At 52.0% G+C, this 15,559-nt stretch carries 15 protein-coding genes and 1 pseudogene; 8 read left to right on the top strand and 8 right to left on the bottom strand.

All coding sequences use genetic code 11. The features are described from left to right. From ACLQ7H_RS06540 to pstB, 3 genes are all read left to right on the top strand, one after another. Positions 1-2,132, top strand: a 2,132-nt coding sequence (locus ACLQ7H_RS06540; protein ID WP_411751970.1) for an ABC transporter permease subunit, incomplete at its 5' end; no start/stop codon positions are given. After that, positions 2,129-3,781: a phosphate ABC transporter permease PstA gene (pstA, locus tag ACLQ7H_RS06535; protein WP_411751969.1), complete on the top strand. Its 1,653-nt coding sequence runs from the start codon at positions 2,129-2,131 to the stop codon at positions 3,779-3,781. The genes ACLQ7H_RS06540 and pstA, both read left to right, overlap by 4 nt. Positions 3,782-3,809: 28 nt before the next feature. Beyond that, positions 3,810-4,622 (top strand): phosphate ABC transporter ATP-binding protein PstB, encoded by an 813-nt coding sequence (gene pstB / locus ACLQ7H_RS06530; protein ID WP_065686551.1) that lies wholly within the window; start codon positions 3,810-3,812, stop codon positions 4,620-4,622. A gap of 12 nt (positions 4,623-4,634) precedes the next feature. Here pstB and ACLQ7H_RS06525 read toward each other — a convergent pair whose 3' ends face one another. After that, complete coding sequence (locus tag ACLQ7H_RS06525; protein WP_411751968.1) at positions 4,635-5,375, bottom strand: bactofilin family protein; 741 nt, start codon at positions 5,373-5,375, stop codon at positions 4,635-4,637. Between the two features lie 310 nt (positions 5,376-5,685). On the opposite strand from ACLQ7H_RS06525, the gene ACLQ7H_RS06520 reads away from it, so the two are divergent. After that, entirely contained in the window at positions 5,686-6,192 is a 507-nt protein-coding gene (locus tag ACLQ7H_RS06520; RefSeq protein WP_411751967.1) for a DUF1993 family protein, read from the top strand. Between the two features lie 42 nt (positions 6,193-6,234). Here the strand turns inward: ACLQ7H_RS06520 and speG are convergent, their stop codons facing one another. From speG to purM, 3 genes are all read right to left on the bottom strand, one after another. After that, positions 6,235-6,792, bottom strand: coding sequence for a spermidine N1-acetyltransferase (speG, locus tag ACLQ7H_RS06515; protein ID WP_411751966.1), 558 nt, complete (start codon positions 6,790-6,792; stop codon positions 6,235-6,237). 112 nt (positions 6,793-6,904) lie between these two features. Beyond that, positions 6,905-7,543: a phosphoribosylglycinamide formyltransferase gene (gene purN, locus ACLQ7H_RS06510; RefSeq protein WP_411751971.1), complete on the bottom strand. Its 639-nt coding sequence runs from the start codon at positions 7,541-7,543 to the stop codon at positions 6,905-6,907. Beyond that, positions 7,543-8,580, bottom strand: coding sequence for a phosphoribosylformylglycinamidine cyclo-ligase (purM, locus tag ACLQ7H_RS06505; RefSeq protein WP_021807122.1), 1,038 nt, complete (start codon positions 8,578-8,580; stop codon positions 7,543-7,545). Before purM ends, purN begins: the two co-directional genes overlap by 1 nt. 255 nt (positions 8,581-8,835) lie before the next feature. Here purM and upp point away from each other — a divergent pair, with 255 nt between their 5' ends. Both upp and uraA read left to right on the top strand, forming a co-directional pair. Then, on the top strand, positions 8,836-9,462 hold the full coding sequence (gene upp, locus ACLQ7H_RS06500; protein WP_024484908.1) for a uracil phosphoribosyltransferase: 627 nt from the start codon (positions 8,836-8,838) through the stop codon (positions 9,460-9,462). Between the two features lie 120 nt (positions 9,463-9,582). After that, positions 9,583-10,872, top strand: a complete 1,290-nt coding sequence (gene uraA / locus ACLQ7H_RS06495; protein WP_411751965.1) for a uracil permease — start codon at positions 9,583-9,585, stop codon at positions 10,870-10,872. A gap of 341 nt (positions 10,873-11,213) precedes the next feature. Here the strand turns inward: uraA and ACLQ7H_RS06490 are convergent, their stop codons facing one another. The 4 genes from ACLQ7H_RS06490 to ACLQ7H_RS06475 all read right to left on the bottom strand — a co-directional run bounded on the left by ACLQ7H_RS06490 (position 11,214) and on the right by ACLQ7H_RS06475 (position 14,916). Then, positions 11,214-11,708: a hypothetical protein gene (locus ACLQ7H_RS06490; protein WP_411751964.1), complete on the bottom strand. Its 495-nt coding sequence runs from the start codon at positions 11,706-11,708 to the stop codon at positions 11,214-11,216. Continuing rightward, positions 11,698-12,492, bottom strand: coding sequence for a winged helix-turn-helix domain-containing protein (locus ACLQ7H_RS06485; protein WP_411751963.1), 795 nt, complete (start codon positions 12,490-12,492; stop codon positions 11,698-11,700). The genes ACLQ7H_RS06490 and ACLQ7H_RS06485 overlap by 11 nt, the downstream gene beginning before the upstream one ends. An 887-nt stretch (positions 12,493-13,379) precedes the next feature. Further along, positions 13,380-13,877, bottom strand: coding sequence for an E3 ubiquitin--protein ligase (locus ACLQ7H_RS06480; RefSeq protein ID WP_411751962.1), 498 nt, complete (start codon positions 13,875-13,877; stop codon positions 13,380-13,382). 136 nt (positions 13,878-14,013) lie between these two features. After that, complete coding sequence (locus ACLQ7H_RS06475) at positions 14,014-14,916, bottom strand: haloacid dehalogenase-like hydrolase (protein ID WP_411751961.1); 903 nt, start codon at positions 14,914-14,916, stop codon at positions 14,014-14,016. Between the two features lie 16 nt (positions 14,917-14,932). On the opposite strand from ACLQ7H_RS06475, the gene ACLQ7H_RS06470 reads away from it, so the two are divergent. Next, positions 14,933-15,205, top strand: coding sequence for a hypothetical protein (locus ACLQ7H_RS06470; RefSeq protein WP_411751960.1), 273 nt, complete (start codon positions 14,933-14,935; stop codon positions 15,203-15,205). Positions 15,206-15,437: 232 nt separating this feature from the next. Continuing rightward, positions 15,438-15,559 (top strand): annotated as a pseudogene (locus tag ACLQ7H_RS06465) (DnaA regulatory inactivator Hda); the annotation flags it as partial.

The raw sequence follows: 15,559 nt of genomic DNA, 5'->3' as shown, positions 1-15,559 counted from the left end.
CCCGGGATCGCCTGCGTGCGCACGTTGATCGTGGCGTACAAGGGGCCGTGACCGTCAGCGGGCTGCTGGTATTGATGACGCTGATGCTGATCTTTGTCTATCTATTGCTTTCGGTTTTACCGCTGTTCAAACCGGCCTCGCTAGGTACTTCACGCGTATTGCCAATGGCCCATACCTCCCCGGCGCTGGCTATTGGGATGGACGTACAACAGCGCATTGGTTATCGCATTGATAGCCAGGGTGAAGGGCGTTTTTATCGGTTGCAGGCGCCGGACCATAACCCGTCACAACAAACGCTATTGAGCCAGCCTACCTTATTGGCTCAGGCGGTTGGGGAGCGTGACCTGTTTGCCCTGGCACGGGTGGATGGCAGATTGATAGTTGCCCAAGCCGATTTTGCACCGGCGGGCGGTGGCGAGCCGCAGTGGCGTTTTCCGCTGGGGCAGGCTCCCTTTGGGTTGGATCCCCATGGGCATGCACTGACATTGTTAAGTCTGGCGCAAGTCCGCCAGGGTAACTTCCTGCTGGCGGCGGTAACGGACGATAACCGATTGCTGTTTGGGCGTTTCAACCCGACGCTTCAGGGCCAACCCACGGAAATCCCTTTGGCCGCCACGCCACAACAACTGCTGCTAACGCCGGATGGTCGCCAGCTTTATCTGTTAACCGGCAACCAACTGGCCCGCTATCAGATTGAAGGGGCGCAGCTGCAGTTGCGTGAGACACGCACCCTGGGTGAACATCCTCCCTATCGCCTGACGGCGTTGCCAGGGGGGAGCGCATTATTGATCCAGGCTGGCGACGGTAGCCTGCGTGAATGGTTTGACGTGGAGAAAAACCAGCGCTATCAGTTAGCACCGATACAGCAATTTGCCCATCAGACTACCTCACAGGAGTTGCTGGTGGCCGAACCGTATCGGCGGGTATTCGCGACCTTGCAGCCGCAGGGTGAGTTCGCCTTGTTTTCCAGTATCCAGTCGACGCCGTTGCTGAAGGGCAAGCTCCCCGTCAACGTGCAACAGATGGCGTTTGCCCCACGTGGCGATGGGCTATTGCTGGAAACCGCCCAGGGTTGGCAGCAGTACGCCGTGGATAATCTCTATCCAGACGTCACCTGGCGTTCGCTGTGGCAGCGGCTGTGGTATGAGAACTACCCTGAACCGGCCTATGTGTGGCAATCCACCTCGGGTGAAGATAGCTACCAAGCTAAGTTCAGCCTGATGCCGGTGATCTTTGGCACCTTCAAGGCGGCGGCTTACTCCATGTTATTTGCCATCCCACTGGCACTGGCCGGGGCGATCTATACCGCCTGCTTTATGTCGGCAGGGTTAAGGCGGGTCGTCAAACCGGCGGTCGAGGTGATGGGCGCTTTACCCACGGTGGTGATTGGGCTGGTGGCCGGTATCTGGCTGGCACCGATGATTGAGCGTTATCTGCTGGCCGTATTGGCTTTACCGTTTCTGTTGGCCGGGGTTGTGCTGTTATGCAGTTGGCTGGTTAACCGATTTACGGCGCGGCCTTGGTCACCAGGTTGGGATTTACTGTTGCTGTTACCGGTGGTGCTGCTGACCGTTTGGCTGGCGCTTGCCGTTGGGCCTTGGCTGGAGCTCAAGCTGTTTGGCGAGCCGCTGCATTTCTGGCTGGGTGAGGACTTCGATCAGCGCAATACGTTGGTGGTGGGCGTGGCGATGGGCTTCGCACTGGTGCCGGTTATCTTTTCGCTGGCAGAGGATGCGTTGTTCAGCGTGCCAGCCTCGCTTAACCGGGGTTCATTGGCCCTGGGGGCCACCCAGTGGCAAACCGTTTTGCGTGTAGTGTTGCCTTCCGCCAGTGCCGGTATTTTCTCCGCGCTGATGATCGGTTTTGGCCGTGCGGTGGGGGAAACCATGATCGTGCTGATGGCCACTGGCAACACGCCGTTGATTGACGGCAGCCTGTTCCAGGGCTTACGGGCGATGGCGGCCAATATCGCGATCGAAATGCCAGAGGCCGTCACGGGCAGCAGCCATTATCGGGTGCTGTTCCTGACTGCGCTGGTGCTGTTTATCTTTACCTTTATGTTCAACACGCTGGCGGAAGCGGTACGTTTACGCCTGCGTAAGCGCTATACGCTGAACCAGGAGACACCATGAGAGGCTGGGTGAAAAGCGGCTCCCCGTGGATTTGGCTGACGGCGGCATCGGTAGCCATCAGCCTGCTGGCGCTGATCGGTATTTTGCTGCTGTTGGCCGGGCAGGGGACGCGTTATTTCTGGCCCAGCCCGGTCTATCAGTTCGAGCTGAATCAGACGGCCGCAGGCCCGGTAACGGTAGTGGGGGAGCTGTATCAGCGGCAGACGATCTCGCGTCAGCAGCTGCAAGATGCCGGTGTCGCGTTGCCGCCAGGGGAAGCGCAAAGCTTTATCCGTTACCTGATCAAAGTGGGTAACCGGGAAAGCGAAGGGCAGGATTTTCGTACTTTGCTGGCCAGTGACGTCAGTAAAATGACCACCCCACGCGATTTATTAGTGTTGGAGCGTAACAGCAACGGCACCGCTTACGGCTACCTGGCGGGTTTACTGGAAGATGGCCAACCGTTGACCGGCAGCGATCTGAGCCAGGCGTTGCAACAGCGCTTGCCGCAGATTGCGGCGCTGACGCGGCAGGCGCGCGATATTCAGTTCCGCGATATGGCGCGGATTAATGAACAATTTGAACATTTACGCCTGCATGAAAAGAGCCTGCAGCGTGAGAATAAACTGGATGCACGCTGGCAAGCCTCTATCCGTGCCGAACGGCAGGAGTTACAACGCCAATACCGCCAGCTTGCGGGCAAACTGCGAGGGTTGGAACGCGATCGCCAGCGTGATGCCTTGCTGCTGCGCGACATGCACGGGCAGGTTCATACCATTGCCCTGAGCCAGGTGCGCGACGCCTGGTATCCCAACGACATGAGCAGCGGGCAGAAGCTGGCGCACTGGACCAAGCAAATACAAAAATTCCTGACCGACAGCCCGCGGGAAGCCAACACCGAAGGAGGCGTGTTCCCGGCGATCTTTGGTACCGTGCTGATGGTGATCCTGATGTCGGTCGTGGTGATGCCGTTTGGCGTGATTGCCGCCGTCTATCTGCACGAATATGCCGGCAATAATCTGCTGACGCGACTGATCCGCATCTCAGTAGTGAATCTGGCGGGGGTACCGTCGATCGTCTACGGCGTATTTGGTCTGGGATTCTTTGTCTATATGGTGGGGGGCTCGCTCGATCGGCTGTTTTACGCCGATTCCTTGCCGAACCCGACGTTCGGCACACCGGGCGTGCTGTGGGCTGCATTGACCCTGGCATTGCTGACCTTGCCGGTGGTGATTGTTGCCACTGAAGAAGGGCTGTCGCGTATTCCCGTTTCGCTACGCCAGGGATCGTTGGCCCTGGGAGCCACCCGAGCGGAAACGCTATGGCGGATCGTGCTGCCGATGGCGGCACCGGCAATGATGACCGGTCTGATCCTGGCCGTAGCACGAGCGGCGGGGGAAACGGCACCGCTGATGCTGGTTGGCGTGGTGAAATCGGTACCGGTACTGCCGGTGGATGATATTTTCCCCTATCTGCACCTGGAACGTAAATTCATGCACCTGAGCTTCCAGATCTACGATATGGCGTTTCAGAGCCCCAGCGTAGAAGCGGCGCGGCCACTGGTGTTTGCCACGGCATTCCTGTTGGTGCTGATCGTCGTTGGGCTGAACCTGACGGCAATGGGCATCCGGCATTCGCTAAGGGAGCGGTATAAAGTATGGTCGCAGTAACACGATGAGATCTTTTAGGGAGTGCCAAATGAGTCTGATAACGCCGGGCAGCCTACCCCGGTTGGATGTCCAGCATCTTGCCGATGAGCATACCGCGCTGGCGGTCAACGGCCTGGATCTGTTTTATGGTGACAAGCAGGTGCTGCACAATATTTCCCTGCGTATCCCCAAACATCGGGTGACGGCGCTGATCGGCCCCTCTGGCTGCGGCAAGTCGACGCTGTTGCGTTGCTTTAACCGGATGAACGATCTGGTGGATCGCTGCCGGATTGACGGCGAATTGCAGCTGAATGGCGAAACCATTTCCGGCCCGCAGATTGATGTTGCCGCTTTGCGGCGGCGCGTTGGCATGGTATTCCAGCGGCCAAACCCGTTCCCTAAATCGATCTACGAAAACGTGGTTTACGGCCTGCGCTTACAGGGCGTCCGTGACAGGCGCATTCTGGATGAAGCAGTGGAGCGATCTTTGCGCGCTGCCGCGCTGTGGCACGAGGTGAAAGATCGGCTACGGGAAAATGCGTTCCGCCTGTCCAGCGGCCAACAACAGCGGTTGGTGATTGCACGGGCGATCGCGGTTGAACCGGAAGTGTTGCTGCTTGATGAGCCGACCTCTGCGCTGGATCCGATTTCCACCTTAACCATCGAGGAGCTGATTTCGGTACTGAAACAGCGCTACAGCGTGGTGCTGGTGACCCATAACATGCAGCAGGCCGCGCGGGTTTCCGACTATACGGCGTTTATCCACCAGGGGACGCTGGTGGAATATAACGATACCGATGCGATTTTCACTTCGCCACGCCAACGCCGTACAGAGGATTACATCACTGGCCGCTATGGTTGACGGGCGAGGAGTTTAATTAGCTTGCTTGCTCGGCTGTGGGGCCAGTTGTTCCTGCTGTTCAGGTTCAACCTTTTTCAATGCGGTCACTTTTGCCTGAGTGGGCTGGGCTTGAGCCGGCGTTTTTTGCATCAGCTGCGACTGGCCAATAAACAGGCCGCCTTTCTCGATGGAGATTTCGTCGGCGAAAATATCCCCGCGCATGCTGCCTTTAGGCTGGATTGACAGCGAGTCGGCGAAGCAACTGCCTTCAACCGGGCCATTGATCATGATCTGCTGGGCGCGGATCTCACCTTTGACATGGCCGCTGGTTTCAATGCGCACCATGTGGCTGCAAATGATGTTTCCTTCAACCCGGCCTTCGACAATGATATTGCCATCGCCTTCGATCACGCCGGTGAACAGTGCACCATTGGAGATAAAGGTGTCCTTCTTGGCACGGATTGGCTTGATGGCGTCGGCAACTTCAGGCAGGGCGTTTGGCTCAGAGTGAGCAGCCAGCTGAGGCACGGGCTGATCGATCAACTCCTGCGCTTTTTCCTCATTAACGGCTTTATTTTTCTTATTGAATGACAGCATTTGATTCGTCCTTGTTATTTTGTAGATAAACGCCAGCGTTGCCAACAGTGCCAGGAGCAAGGCGGCCAGCAGCGCGCGTTTTATGTAGATACCGGTGAAGCTGATCCCTGTCAGCCAGAGAACGATGGACAGCGTCCATAATCCCCATATACACCATAATAAGTTGTAATTACGCATGTTTTTCAGGCCGTTAGAAGTCCATTCGCCGCGAAAGTGCGGGATGCCAGGCGGCAGCCAGCGTGACGGTTCCTGTTAGGCTATCCGTAGTAGCGAGTGATGATACCTAATATTGTCGCCTAATTCACCACTCGGTTGACCAACCAAGGATAATCTGAAGTGGCCACGCAAATTGTTTATTTGTGTGATTATTAAGGCTAAATTGATTTTGTGCATGAATATTGGGAGCGGACACAACCTGTCAAACAACTCAACGACAATACTCTGGCAACCGGCGTAAGATGGCTGGTCATTCACATCTGGAGGTTGTATGTCTTTATCGATTTATGCCCATTCCCCATTGCAGTTTGTCCGTGGTTTGCAGACCCTGTCGGCGTTACTGAAAAAAGGTGAGCAGTTCTTGCAGCAGAAGCAGCAGGCTGAAAACGTACTGTTAGATGCCCGACTGGCACCAGATATGTTCCCCCTGCTGCGGCAGGTACAGATTACCAGCGATGCCGCCAAAGGCGCAGTGGCCAGATTAGCCGGGCAGGAAGTGCCGTCCATACCGGATAACGAAGCCAGCTTTGCCGAGCTCTACCAGCGTATCGAAAAAACCATCGCCTATGTGCAGGGTTTCCAGGCGGCCGATTTTGCCGAGGCCGATGGCCGCAACATTGAGATAAAAGGTAAAACGCGCGATTTCCACTTCACCGCGCAAGACTTCCTGCTGACCTTCGCCATTCCCAACTTTTATTTCCACCTGACCACCGCCTACAACATCCTGCGTAATCAGGGAGTGGAAGTGGGGAAATGGGATTATTTGGGCGCTAAGTAATTCTGAGATCTTCGGGGAGAAGAATATCTCCCCGATTTGCTGTTATTTAACCAAAGGTTTCTCGCCAGACTGGCCAGTCTTGAACTTTGCCAAATACTGCGGCTGGAAGATGCACATACGCAGCACGGTGCGGTATGCGCCGCTCACGAAGAATTCGTCAATCAGTTCGCCTTCCACCTCAAAGCCCAGCTTGCTGTAAATATGGATCGCCTTCGGGTTTTCTTTATCGACGATCAAATACAGTTTATACAGGTTAAGTACCGAGAAGCCATAATCCATCGCCAGTTTGGCAGCGGTGCTGGCGTAACCTTTGCCCTGATGCGCTGGATCGATAATGATCTGGAATTCGGCACGGCGGTGGATATGGTCGATCTCAACCAGTTCAACCAGCCCGACCTTGGCCCCTTCATGCTCGATGATAAAACGCCGTTCGCTCTGGTCGTGAATGTGCTTATCGTACAGATCGGAAAGCTCAACAAAGGCTTCATAAGGTTCTTCGAACCAGTAGCGCATGACGCTGGCGTTGTTATCCATCTGGTGAACAAACGCCAAATCTTCCCGCTCCAGCGGGCGTAGCCTGACGTTGGTGGTGCTCGACATACAGTCTCCTAGGTATCAGTAATCTGGCAAAAGTATAACCCCAGCAGCTGATTGAAGGCGAAAAAAAACGGCACCGTGAAAGGTACCGTTTAGATAGCAGCCAAGTAACGGATCAGTCGGCAGCATAACCTTGCGCTGGCAGGCGTTCGCCGTCCAGCCAGGCCGCGTTGTGGCGCATTGCCAGCCGCCCTTCGATAAACCAGCTCACCACCAGAGGGTAAATGGTGTGTTCCTGGGTTTGCACTCGCTCAATGACTTCATCTTCCTCGTCACCGGGGAAGATCGGTACCTTGGCTTGCAGGATCACCGGGCCACCGTCGAGCTGCTCCGTCACGAAATGCACCGAAGTGCCATGTTCGGCGTCGCCGTTGTCGATAGCCTGGCGGTGGGTATGTAATCCTGGGTATTTCGGCAGCAGGGAAGGGTGGATATTCAGCATGCGCCCGGCATAGTGCTGCACAAAGGCATTGCTGAGGATGCGCATATAACCGGCCAGTACCACCAGATCGGGTTGGTATTGGTCGATGGCCTGCGCCAGCGCGGCGTCAAAGGCTTCGCGATCGGCAAAGGCTTTGGCATCCAGCGCTTGAGCGGCAATGCCAGCCTCTTCGGCACGCTGCAGGCCATAAGCCTGCGCGTTATTGCTGAATACCGCCACGATAGTGGCGGCAATCCGGCCCTGTTGGCAGGCATCGATCAGCGCCTGGAGATTACTCCCCTGGCCGGAGACCAACACCACAATCTTTTTCATCACTGGATGACCACTTGTTGTTCGTCAGAAGAAGCGGTCAGTTTACCAATCTGCCAGGCTTTTTCACCCGCGGCGGTTAATATTGCGATGGCTTTTTCTACCGACTCTTGCGGCAGAGCAATCACCATACCGACACCGCAGTTAAAGGTACGGTACATTTCATGACGGCTCACATTGCCCGCTTGCTGCAACCAGCTAAACACGGCAGGCCACTGCCAGCTCGATTCGTCGATCACTGCCTGCATCCCTTCTGGCAACACGCGTGGGATGTTTTCCCAGAAACCGCCGCCGGTCAGGTGAGCAATCGCGTGCACTTCCACTTTCTCGATCAATTCCAGTACCGATTTGACGTAAATCTTGGTCGGCTCGAGCAGGTGGTCTGCCAACGGTTTGCCTGCCAGATCGGTAGTAGTGGGATCGGTCTTGCTCACTTCCAGGATCTTGCGTACCAGCGAATAACCGTTGGAGTGCGGGCCTGAAGCGCCCAGAGCGATCAGCGCATCGCCAGACTGTACTTTGCTGCCGTCGATGATTTCGGATTTCTCAACCACGCCCACACAGAAACCGGCGACGTCGTAGTCTTCACCGTGGTACATGCCGGGCATTTCGGCGGTCTCGCCACCGACTAACGCACAGCCGGATTGTTTACACCCTTCGGCAATCCCGGTGATCACGCTGGCGGCGGTATCCACATCCAGCTTGCCGGTAGCGAAGTAATCGAGGAAGAACAGCGGCTCAGCGCCCTGAACCACCAGATCGTTAACACACATCGCCACCAGATCGATACCGATGGTGTCGTGGCGTTTTAAATCCATCGCCAGACGCAGCTTGGTGCCCACGCCGTCGGTGCCGGAAACCAGTATCGGCTCGCGGTATTTCTGCGGCAACGCGCACAAGGCGCCAAAACCGCCCAGCCCACCCATCACTTCCGGGCGGCGGGTCTGTTTCACTACACCTTTGATGCGGTCTACCAATGCGTTGCCAGCATCGATATCGACACCTGCGTCTTTATAGCTGAGAGAGGTTTTGTCGGTCACTGCGCGATCCCCACGACGGTTTGCGGTTTGAGAACGGTGCTTCCGGCGGTGATGCCGGAACCAGGCGCGCCAATTCTAACAGCGCAAGCAAACGTTTGCGAGAACCATGTGAGCCCGCTCGAACTTTTCGTCTTCTATACTGTTGATCACTCTTTTGTTGATCTCGATCCGGCTATTGGTAGTGGCGTTGGCAGCAAAAGGCGGTATAATCCGGCGATTTTTTTGGCCGTCAACCACCTTAATAGGAGAAAAATGATGAAGATCGTTGAGGTGAAGCACCCGCTGGTTAAGCACAAGCTTGGTCTGATGCGTGAACACGATATCAGCACCAAACGCTTTCGTGAGCTGGCTTCTGAAGTGGGTAGTTTGCTGACCTATGAAGCGACCGCCGATCTGGTGACAGAGAAAGTCACCATCGAAGGCTGGTGTGGGCCGGTTGAAGTTGAGCAGATTAAAGGGAAAAAAATTACCGTAGTGCCAATCCTGCGTGCCGGTCTGGGCATGATGGAAGGGGTGCTGGAGCACGTGCCGAGCGCCCGTATCAGCGTGGTTGGGGTTTATCGTGACGAAGAAACCCTGGAGCCGGTCCCTTATTTCCAGAAGTTGGTTTCCAACATTGACGAGCGCATGGCGCTGGTGGTTGACCCGATGCTGGCTACCGGGGGGTCGATGATCGCCACTATCGATCTGCTGAAGAAAGCCGGTTGCAGCAGCATCAAGGTGCTGGTGTTGGTTGCGGCTCCTGAAGGGATTGCCGCGCTGGAGAAAGCGCATCCGGATGTTGAACTCTATACCGCTTCAATCGATCAATGCCTGAATGACAAAGGGTACATCGTGCCTGGCCTGGGTGATGCAGGCGATAAGATATTTGGTACCAAATAATAAATAAGCCGACCTGAGAGTCGGCTTTTTAATGCCCTTGGTATTGCCAAGTCTGGCAATCCATTGAGCATTTATCACCAAGCTAACACAACTGATACTAACTCAGAGGAAAAACACCCCATGACCCGTCGCGCCATCGGCGTTAGTGAACGCCCGCCGCTGTTCCAGACCATCCCACTCAGTTTCCAGCATCTGTTTGCCATGTTCGGGGCCACCGTGCTGGTGCCGATCCTGTTCAAGATCAATCCGGCGACGGTGCTGTTGTTCAACGGCGTGGGGACATTACTGTATCTCTTTATCTGTAAGGGCAAGATACCCGCCTATCTGGGTTCCAGCTTTGCGTTTATTTCACCGGTGTTGCTGCTGTTGCCACTGGGGTATGAGGTCGCACTGGGTGGTTTTATCATGTGTGGCGCACTGTTCTGCCTGGTGGCGCTGATCGTCAAGAAGGCCGGAACCGGTTGGCTGGACGTGATGTTTCCGCCTGCGGCAATGGGCGCAATCGTTGCCGTCATCGGTTTAGAGCTGGCGGGCGTAGCAGCCAACATGGCCGGGCTGTTACCGGCGGAAGGCACCTCTGCAGACAGCACTACCATCACTATTTCACTGGTGACGCTGGGGGTGACCGTCTTAGGTTCGGTGTTGTTCCGCGGCTTCCTGGCGATTATCCCGATCCTGATCGGGGTGTTGGTAGGCTATGCGCTGTCGTTCTTTATGGGCGTGGTGGATCTGACGCCAATCCGTGACGCTCACTGGTTTGCCTTGCCGACCTTCTACACGCCACGCTTTGAGTGGTTCGCCATCTTCACCATTCTGCCTGCGGCATTGGTAGTGATTGCCGAGCACGTTGGCCACCTGGTGGTCACGGCGAATATCGTTAAAAAAGACCTGCTGCGCGATCCGGGCCTGCACCGCTCAATGTTTGCCAACGGGGTTTCTACCATGATCTCTGGTTTCTTCGGCTCAACGCCCAATACCACCTATGGGGAGAACATCGGTGTTATGGCCATCACCAAGGTTTATAGCACCTGGGTGATCGGCGGGGCGGCTATTCTGGCCATTCTGCTTTCCTGCGTAGGCAAGCTGGCAGCGGCGATCCAGGTGGTACCGGTGCCGGTGATGGGTGGCGTTTCCCTGTTGTTGTATGGCGTGATTGGTGCTTCGGGAATTCGCGTATTGATCGAGTCCAAGGTGGATTACAACAAGGCGCAGAACCTGATCCTGACTTCGGTGATCCTGATTATCGGTGTTAGCGGCGCGAAAGTGCATATCGGTGCGGCGGAGTTGAAAGGTATGGCATTGGCGACCATCGTCGGTGTCGGCCTGAGCCTGCTGTTTAAACTGATCAGCCTATACCGCAAGGAAGAAGAAGTGATCGATGTGCCGGAAGAGCGGCTGGATCATAAATAAGTGGCCAAGGCCTATTAGCCTGAGAGTTGAACGAGCATGATGGTCATGATTGTGCCAATATTACTCACCTTAACGGTGGGAATATTGGCTTTATGACCAGGCAATGTTTCTTGATAGCACCCAGGTCCGCAAAACAGATTGATAACAAAGTCGCAATGTAGCTGAATTTGTAGGGGGCTAACATGTTCGACCGTAGGGGCGCTGCATGCTTCGCCCGCTTGGCAGCCCCCTTGTAAGCCCTGTGAGGGGTTGTTAGCCGTCTCGCTTTCTGTGCCTTGATGGCGGGTTGTGGGCACGGGTAATTGGGCAACAGGGTAGTGCATCTGCCAAAGGTTGCCCGGTTATAACCGATTACAGTAAAAGACCGGAATATCGGTTTCATAGATAAAATACCCTTGCTTACCTGCCGGGCGAATGGTGTAGCCTGATAAAGTGTTTATTTTAGCAAAAACATCTGGCACCAGGCGTTTTTCGATATTTTCAGGGATGGTATCTCGGGCATACTTATTGATATAAAGGGTTTTAAAAAAATACAACCCTTTATCGTCAACTTGGTAGCTGACGATAATATCACGCCTGATATAGTATGTGTCCTTCCCATCATAAAAGTTTGCAGTTAATGAGACTTTACCTCTTCCATCATCTCTGTTGCTGTCACCTTTTAAATTTATGATGATGTTATAATTAGCGACGACTTCAGGTTTTGGCACATGATATTTATAATAAAATTTAGACTCACAAGAGATACTTTCTGTTTTATTTTCTGAGTAAAAAAAGTAATACAACACGGCCGGAATAGCATATATTACTAATGGAATAATAACTTTAGTTTTCATAGCCAGTCCAATGATATGATTTACAATTACTTCTAGCATCACCATCAATGCGATTATCACATAAGAAGATTGATTCTCTTTTGATTTCGGTATTTCCAAAATAATATAAAGACGGGTTCCCTAATTCGTTGCACTGTATGTTGTACATGTCAATTCTTGATTTAATATATAATAAGGTAAATTTATCATCTTTCCCGTATATATTACAGTGTTGATGTTTTCCCATTAATAAATAGTTGATTTCTTGCGTGTTTTTGGTGTTGTAAATATAAAATGATGAGGAGATTATGAGGGTGAAAACTATCACTAAATAATAGATGCTGCGTTTTTTTAGAAAACGAGAGTTTCTCTTGGGCAACTCATTGATTGCTAATGCCGGTGTTTCTTCCTCCTGATGGTGCTGTTTCTGATGATTTTCTTGCTTTACCCATTCAACTTCATCCTGGCATGGCTCAATAGTAAACTCTAGTGGGATATTGAACCCGGAACGCGGAGTTGTTTTAATAATGTTTTTATCTAATCCCAGAGAGCAAAGGTGTTTTCTCAGGATATAGATATGCTGATAGAGGGTATTAGTGCCGACAACGATGCCTTTCTGTCCCCAAATGTCATTAATAAGTTCGTCTGGAGAGACAATTTGATGATCTGCATCAATGATTTTCTGTAAGCATTTAGCCGCAGGGTTAGAAAGCTTTACTTTTACTTCTGGCTTATCAAGGTTGAAAATTTCCCCGTTATCAATATTGTAAACTATCTTTTTATCTATCAAGTAGTAACCAACCATCTCAATCCTCTGAGTAATAAAATCCACCTAGAATGATAGGATTATTCTTATCCACTGTAAAGTCTTATCATGATTGAGTTCTGGGCCTATCATGAGTATAGAATATTGGGCTTGATGTCTGTTTTTCGATTTCACTTTGATAAGTAAAACCCGACAATATTTAATCCAATAGGACAGAGTGATGCAACGAGGTGTCAGTGTTGCTCATCAACATTATTGTTCCTGAGGCATTGTTGGTGCGACGGAATTAACAGGTATGGCGTTGGCGGCCTTGGGATCGTAAGAGGAACAGGAGGAGGACTACCCTTACTCCGGCTCTTTATATTGCCTGTGCATCAGATGCGAGTACAGTACAATAGTGTGGTATCGGCCTGGTCTACCAGATAACCTTGTTTGCCAACCTGGCATATTGTGTCACCCGCCAAACCATTCACTATATGTTTGCTTGGGCTTTGACATATGGCCTCTCTGCTGTGCACTTTTGAATTGACATAAGTTCGGGATAAATTATCAGGGTAGCTATAGGGGAGGCAGTTTCCATCGTGACTCAAGAATGAATTATGATTTAACGGTTGGCGATCGCTATTAACCAACAAAATGATCAAGCTAACTTTTGGGGTTTTTAGACCATTTTTTATTGGCAGGTTTAGCTGCTGCCGCGAGCACTTTATTGGTAAGAAAAATCTTAATTTGGCGTTAATCTTCACATTACTGATAACTCTTTGGTCATACGCCCTCAGTGGGTTTGGCCAAGTCCAGTTGATGGAGGGCATATCAGACATTTAACATCGGTTTTGGTAAATCGAAGTAGGGGGCGGGAAAGCAATGAGGGGCGGTAGCTTAAGCGGGCGCAGCGTGTGTGCCGCGCCCATACAGAACAAATCTGTTTATTGGTTGGCGGGCTGGGCCGGTTGTTCGGTTTTACCGTCTGCCTGTTGAGACTTATTGTCCATGCTGTTCTTGAGCTGTTCGGTTTTTGCCTTGGCCTGCTGTGCCAGATCGTTAGCTCCGTTAATCGCATCAGTTTTGATGTTTTTCGCCTGATCGATCAGTTGCTGGCTTTGTTGGTTTGCATCCTGTTTGATCGCTGCGGCTTTGGCCTTGGCCTCATCAGTGAGGGCATCCGCCTGCTTGGCTGCGCTATCTTTAATGGTGGAGGCTTGGTCTTTCAACTGTTCCGTCTGGGCCGCTGCGGCTTGCTTGATCTCATCCGCTTTGGCTTTGGCATCGTCGGTCAGTTGATCCGCTTTCTTTTCCGCCGCATCTTTCATTTGCTCGGCACTGTCTTTGGCCTTATCCAGATGGGAATCGACCTTGGCATCATCGCAGCCCACCAGCAGTAAACCCACCATTGAGGCCAATAGTACTTTATTCCACGCTTTCACGGTCTAGCTCCTTTCGGTCATCTTGAGTTTGCGCTATTTATCTTAGAGCAGCTTTGCCAGATAAGACAAACCTTGCAGCAAAATAGACTGGTTTATCTATCAGGATGGCGAGTGACTCGCCGTGTCCGTTCAATCGTTACTCAATATCTTGCTGGTTAACGATTAGCCAATTTTTATCAGCGGTGGCGGGTTGTCCTGCTTTTTTCTGCTGGGCGACAGCATCCTGTTGCAGTTGTGCCAACTGTTTTAACGTTGCCGGGTTTCTGCTGATCCAGAGCCGTTGGCCGATTTGCGCGTCGGTGCTGTTGAATAACATATAGGTATCGGAGTAAAGGGTATCACCGCCGACTAAAATCGGTTTTTTCCACTGATCGATATAGCCTAAAATACTGCCCGCTTTGCCTTCAAACCAGGTCATTGGATTGACAATGTACGGCGTTATCGTCAAGTCCTGGTTTTTTTCTGGCTGATAGTGGCCTGCTTTTATTTGCTTACGTGCCGTAGTCAATTCCCCGGTTTTGCGGTTTGCCAACAGCGTATTAATGCCAATCACATTTTGCGGTTTGACGTTGTAGCCATATTTCGGGTTGCTGGCGACCATGCGTACCAGCTCTTCGTGTGCGGCACTCATGATGTAGACCTCAATACCATTTTCTTGCAGCTTGGCAAACAGTTGTTGCATGCCGCGCAATGGGCGTGGTGGCTCTACCTCCTTTTGGTGTAATTTATTGTTGTGGATAAAGTTGGCCGGTATTTTCTCTTTCAGCGCTATCAGGTCGTCAACATGTTGATTTAACTCCCGTAAGGTAAAGCCAGAAAATATCTGTGCCGCCCAGGGATAACAGATCAAATCGTCCATTTCGCACAGGCGATGGTAGTAGCTGTATAGGCTTTCAGGTTCACCGAGGCTATCATTGAAGGGGATCAGAATTAATGAAGGATCGATTTTTTCCCGCTTCAGTAGCCCCTTATTTTCCAGGTAGGGGAGCAGCGACTCTTCCAAATCGTTTTTATAAGTGGTGTTATCCATATCAAACACGGCAAAGTCGCCTTTATTGGCGCGTTCAGCAATAAGCTGGTTTAATACTTTGGCCTGTTCAGCTGGCCAGGCGGATAATTCTGTTGCATTGACTGTGGATACAGATATTGCGCCGAAAAATGTCATTAATAAAGCAATCACTTTTTTAAAACCACACATCAGCTTACCCTCTATTTATGTCTATTTGGCTGCGATTATAAGTGCTGAATTTAATAAAAATAGGGTGTTGATCGCATTTTCGGTAATAGAGAGAATAGAGAGGATTATGCTAGGATTAATGTTAAATTAAAATTGTGAATGATTGCGCTTTAATATATAACCCAGATGCCGAGATATATTAAAATGGCCGCGAGGTGCGGCTGGGTTATTTTTTGAACACGCTAGTCGTGCAAACAGTAAATCGCTTAAAAAATGCACATCTCTTGGCTCCGAGCCCGTTGTTCTCACTGTGGGTTCAACAGCAGTCGCTTTCTGTGTTAGACTGGTCGCGTTTTCCTGCCAGTTTTGGTTGAGGTGCTTTTCTGAATACGCCGGCACAGCTTTCACTGCCACTTTATCTACCCGATGATGAAACTTTTGCCAGTTTTTATCCGGGTGAGAACCCATCCTTGTTAGCCGCGATCCAATCCGCAGTCCGTCAGGA

The organism is Serratia sp. (in: enterobacteria) (assembly GCF_046715635.1).
Classification (GTDB): domain Bacteria; phylum Pseudomonadota; class Gammaproteobacteria; order Enterobacterales; family Enterobacteriaceae; genus Chania.
This window is presented reverse-complemented; position numbering and strand designations above follow the sequence as displayed.

What these genes read in the sequence shown, in the direction of transcription:
- pstA (WP_411751969.1), top strand. Translation starts at nt 2,129, where the DNA reads ATGAGAGGCTGGGTGAAAAGCGGCTCCCCGTGGATTTGGCTGACGGCG.
- pstB (WP_065686551.1), top strand. Translation starts at nt 3,810, where the DNA reads ATGAGTCTGATAACGCCGGGCAGCCTACCCCGGTTGGATGTCCAGCAT.
- ACLQ7H_RS06525 (WP_411751968.1), bottom strand. Translation starts at nt 5,375, where the DNA reads ATGCGTAATTACAACTTATTATGGTGTATATGGGGATTATGGACGCTG.
- ACLQ7H_RS06520 (WP_411751967.1), top strand. Translation starts at nt 5,686, where the DNA reads ATGTCTTTATCGATTTATGCCCATTCCCCATTGCAGTTTGTCCGTGGT.
- speG (WP_411751966.1), bottom strand. Translation starts at nt 6,792, where the DNA reads ATGTCGAGCACCACCAACGTCAGGCTACGCCCGCTGGAGCGGGAAGAT.
- purN (WP_411751971.1), bottom strand. Translation starts at nt 7,543, where the DNA reads ATGAAAAAGATTGTGGTGTTGGTCTCCGGCCAGGGGAGTAATCTCCAG.
- upp (WP_024484908.1), top strand. Translation starts at nt 8,836, where the DNA reads ATGAAGATCGTTGAGGTGAAGCACCCGCTGGTTAAGCACAAGCTTGGT.
- uraA (WP_411751965.1), top strand. Translation starts at nt 9,583, where the DNA reads ATGACCCGTCGCGCCATCGGCGTTAGTGAACGCCCGCCGCTGTTCCAG.
- ACLQ7H_RS06490 (WP_411751964.1), bottom strand. Translation starts at nt 11,708, where the DNA reads ATGAAAACTAAAGTTATTATTCCATTAGTAATATATGCTATTCCGGCC.
- ACLQ7H_RS06485 (WP_411751963.1), bottom strand. Translation starts at nt 12,492, where the DNA reads ATGGTTGGTTACTACTTGATAGATAAAAAGATAGTTTACAATATTGAT.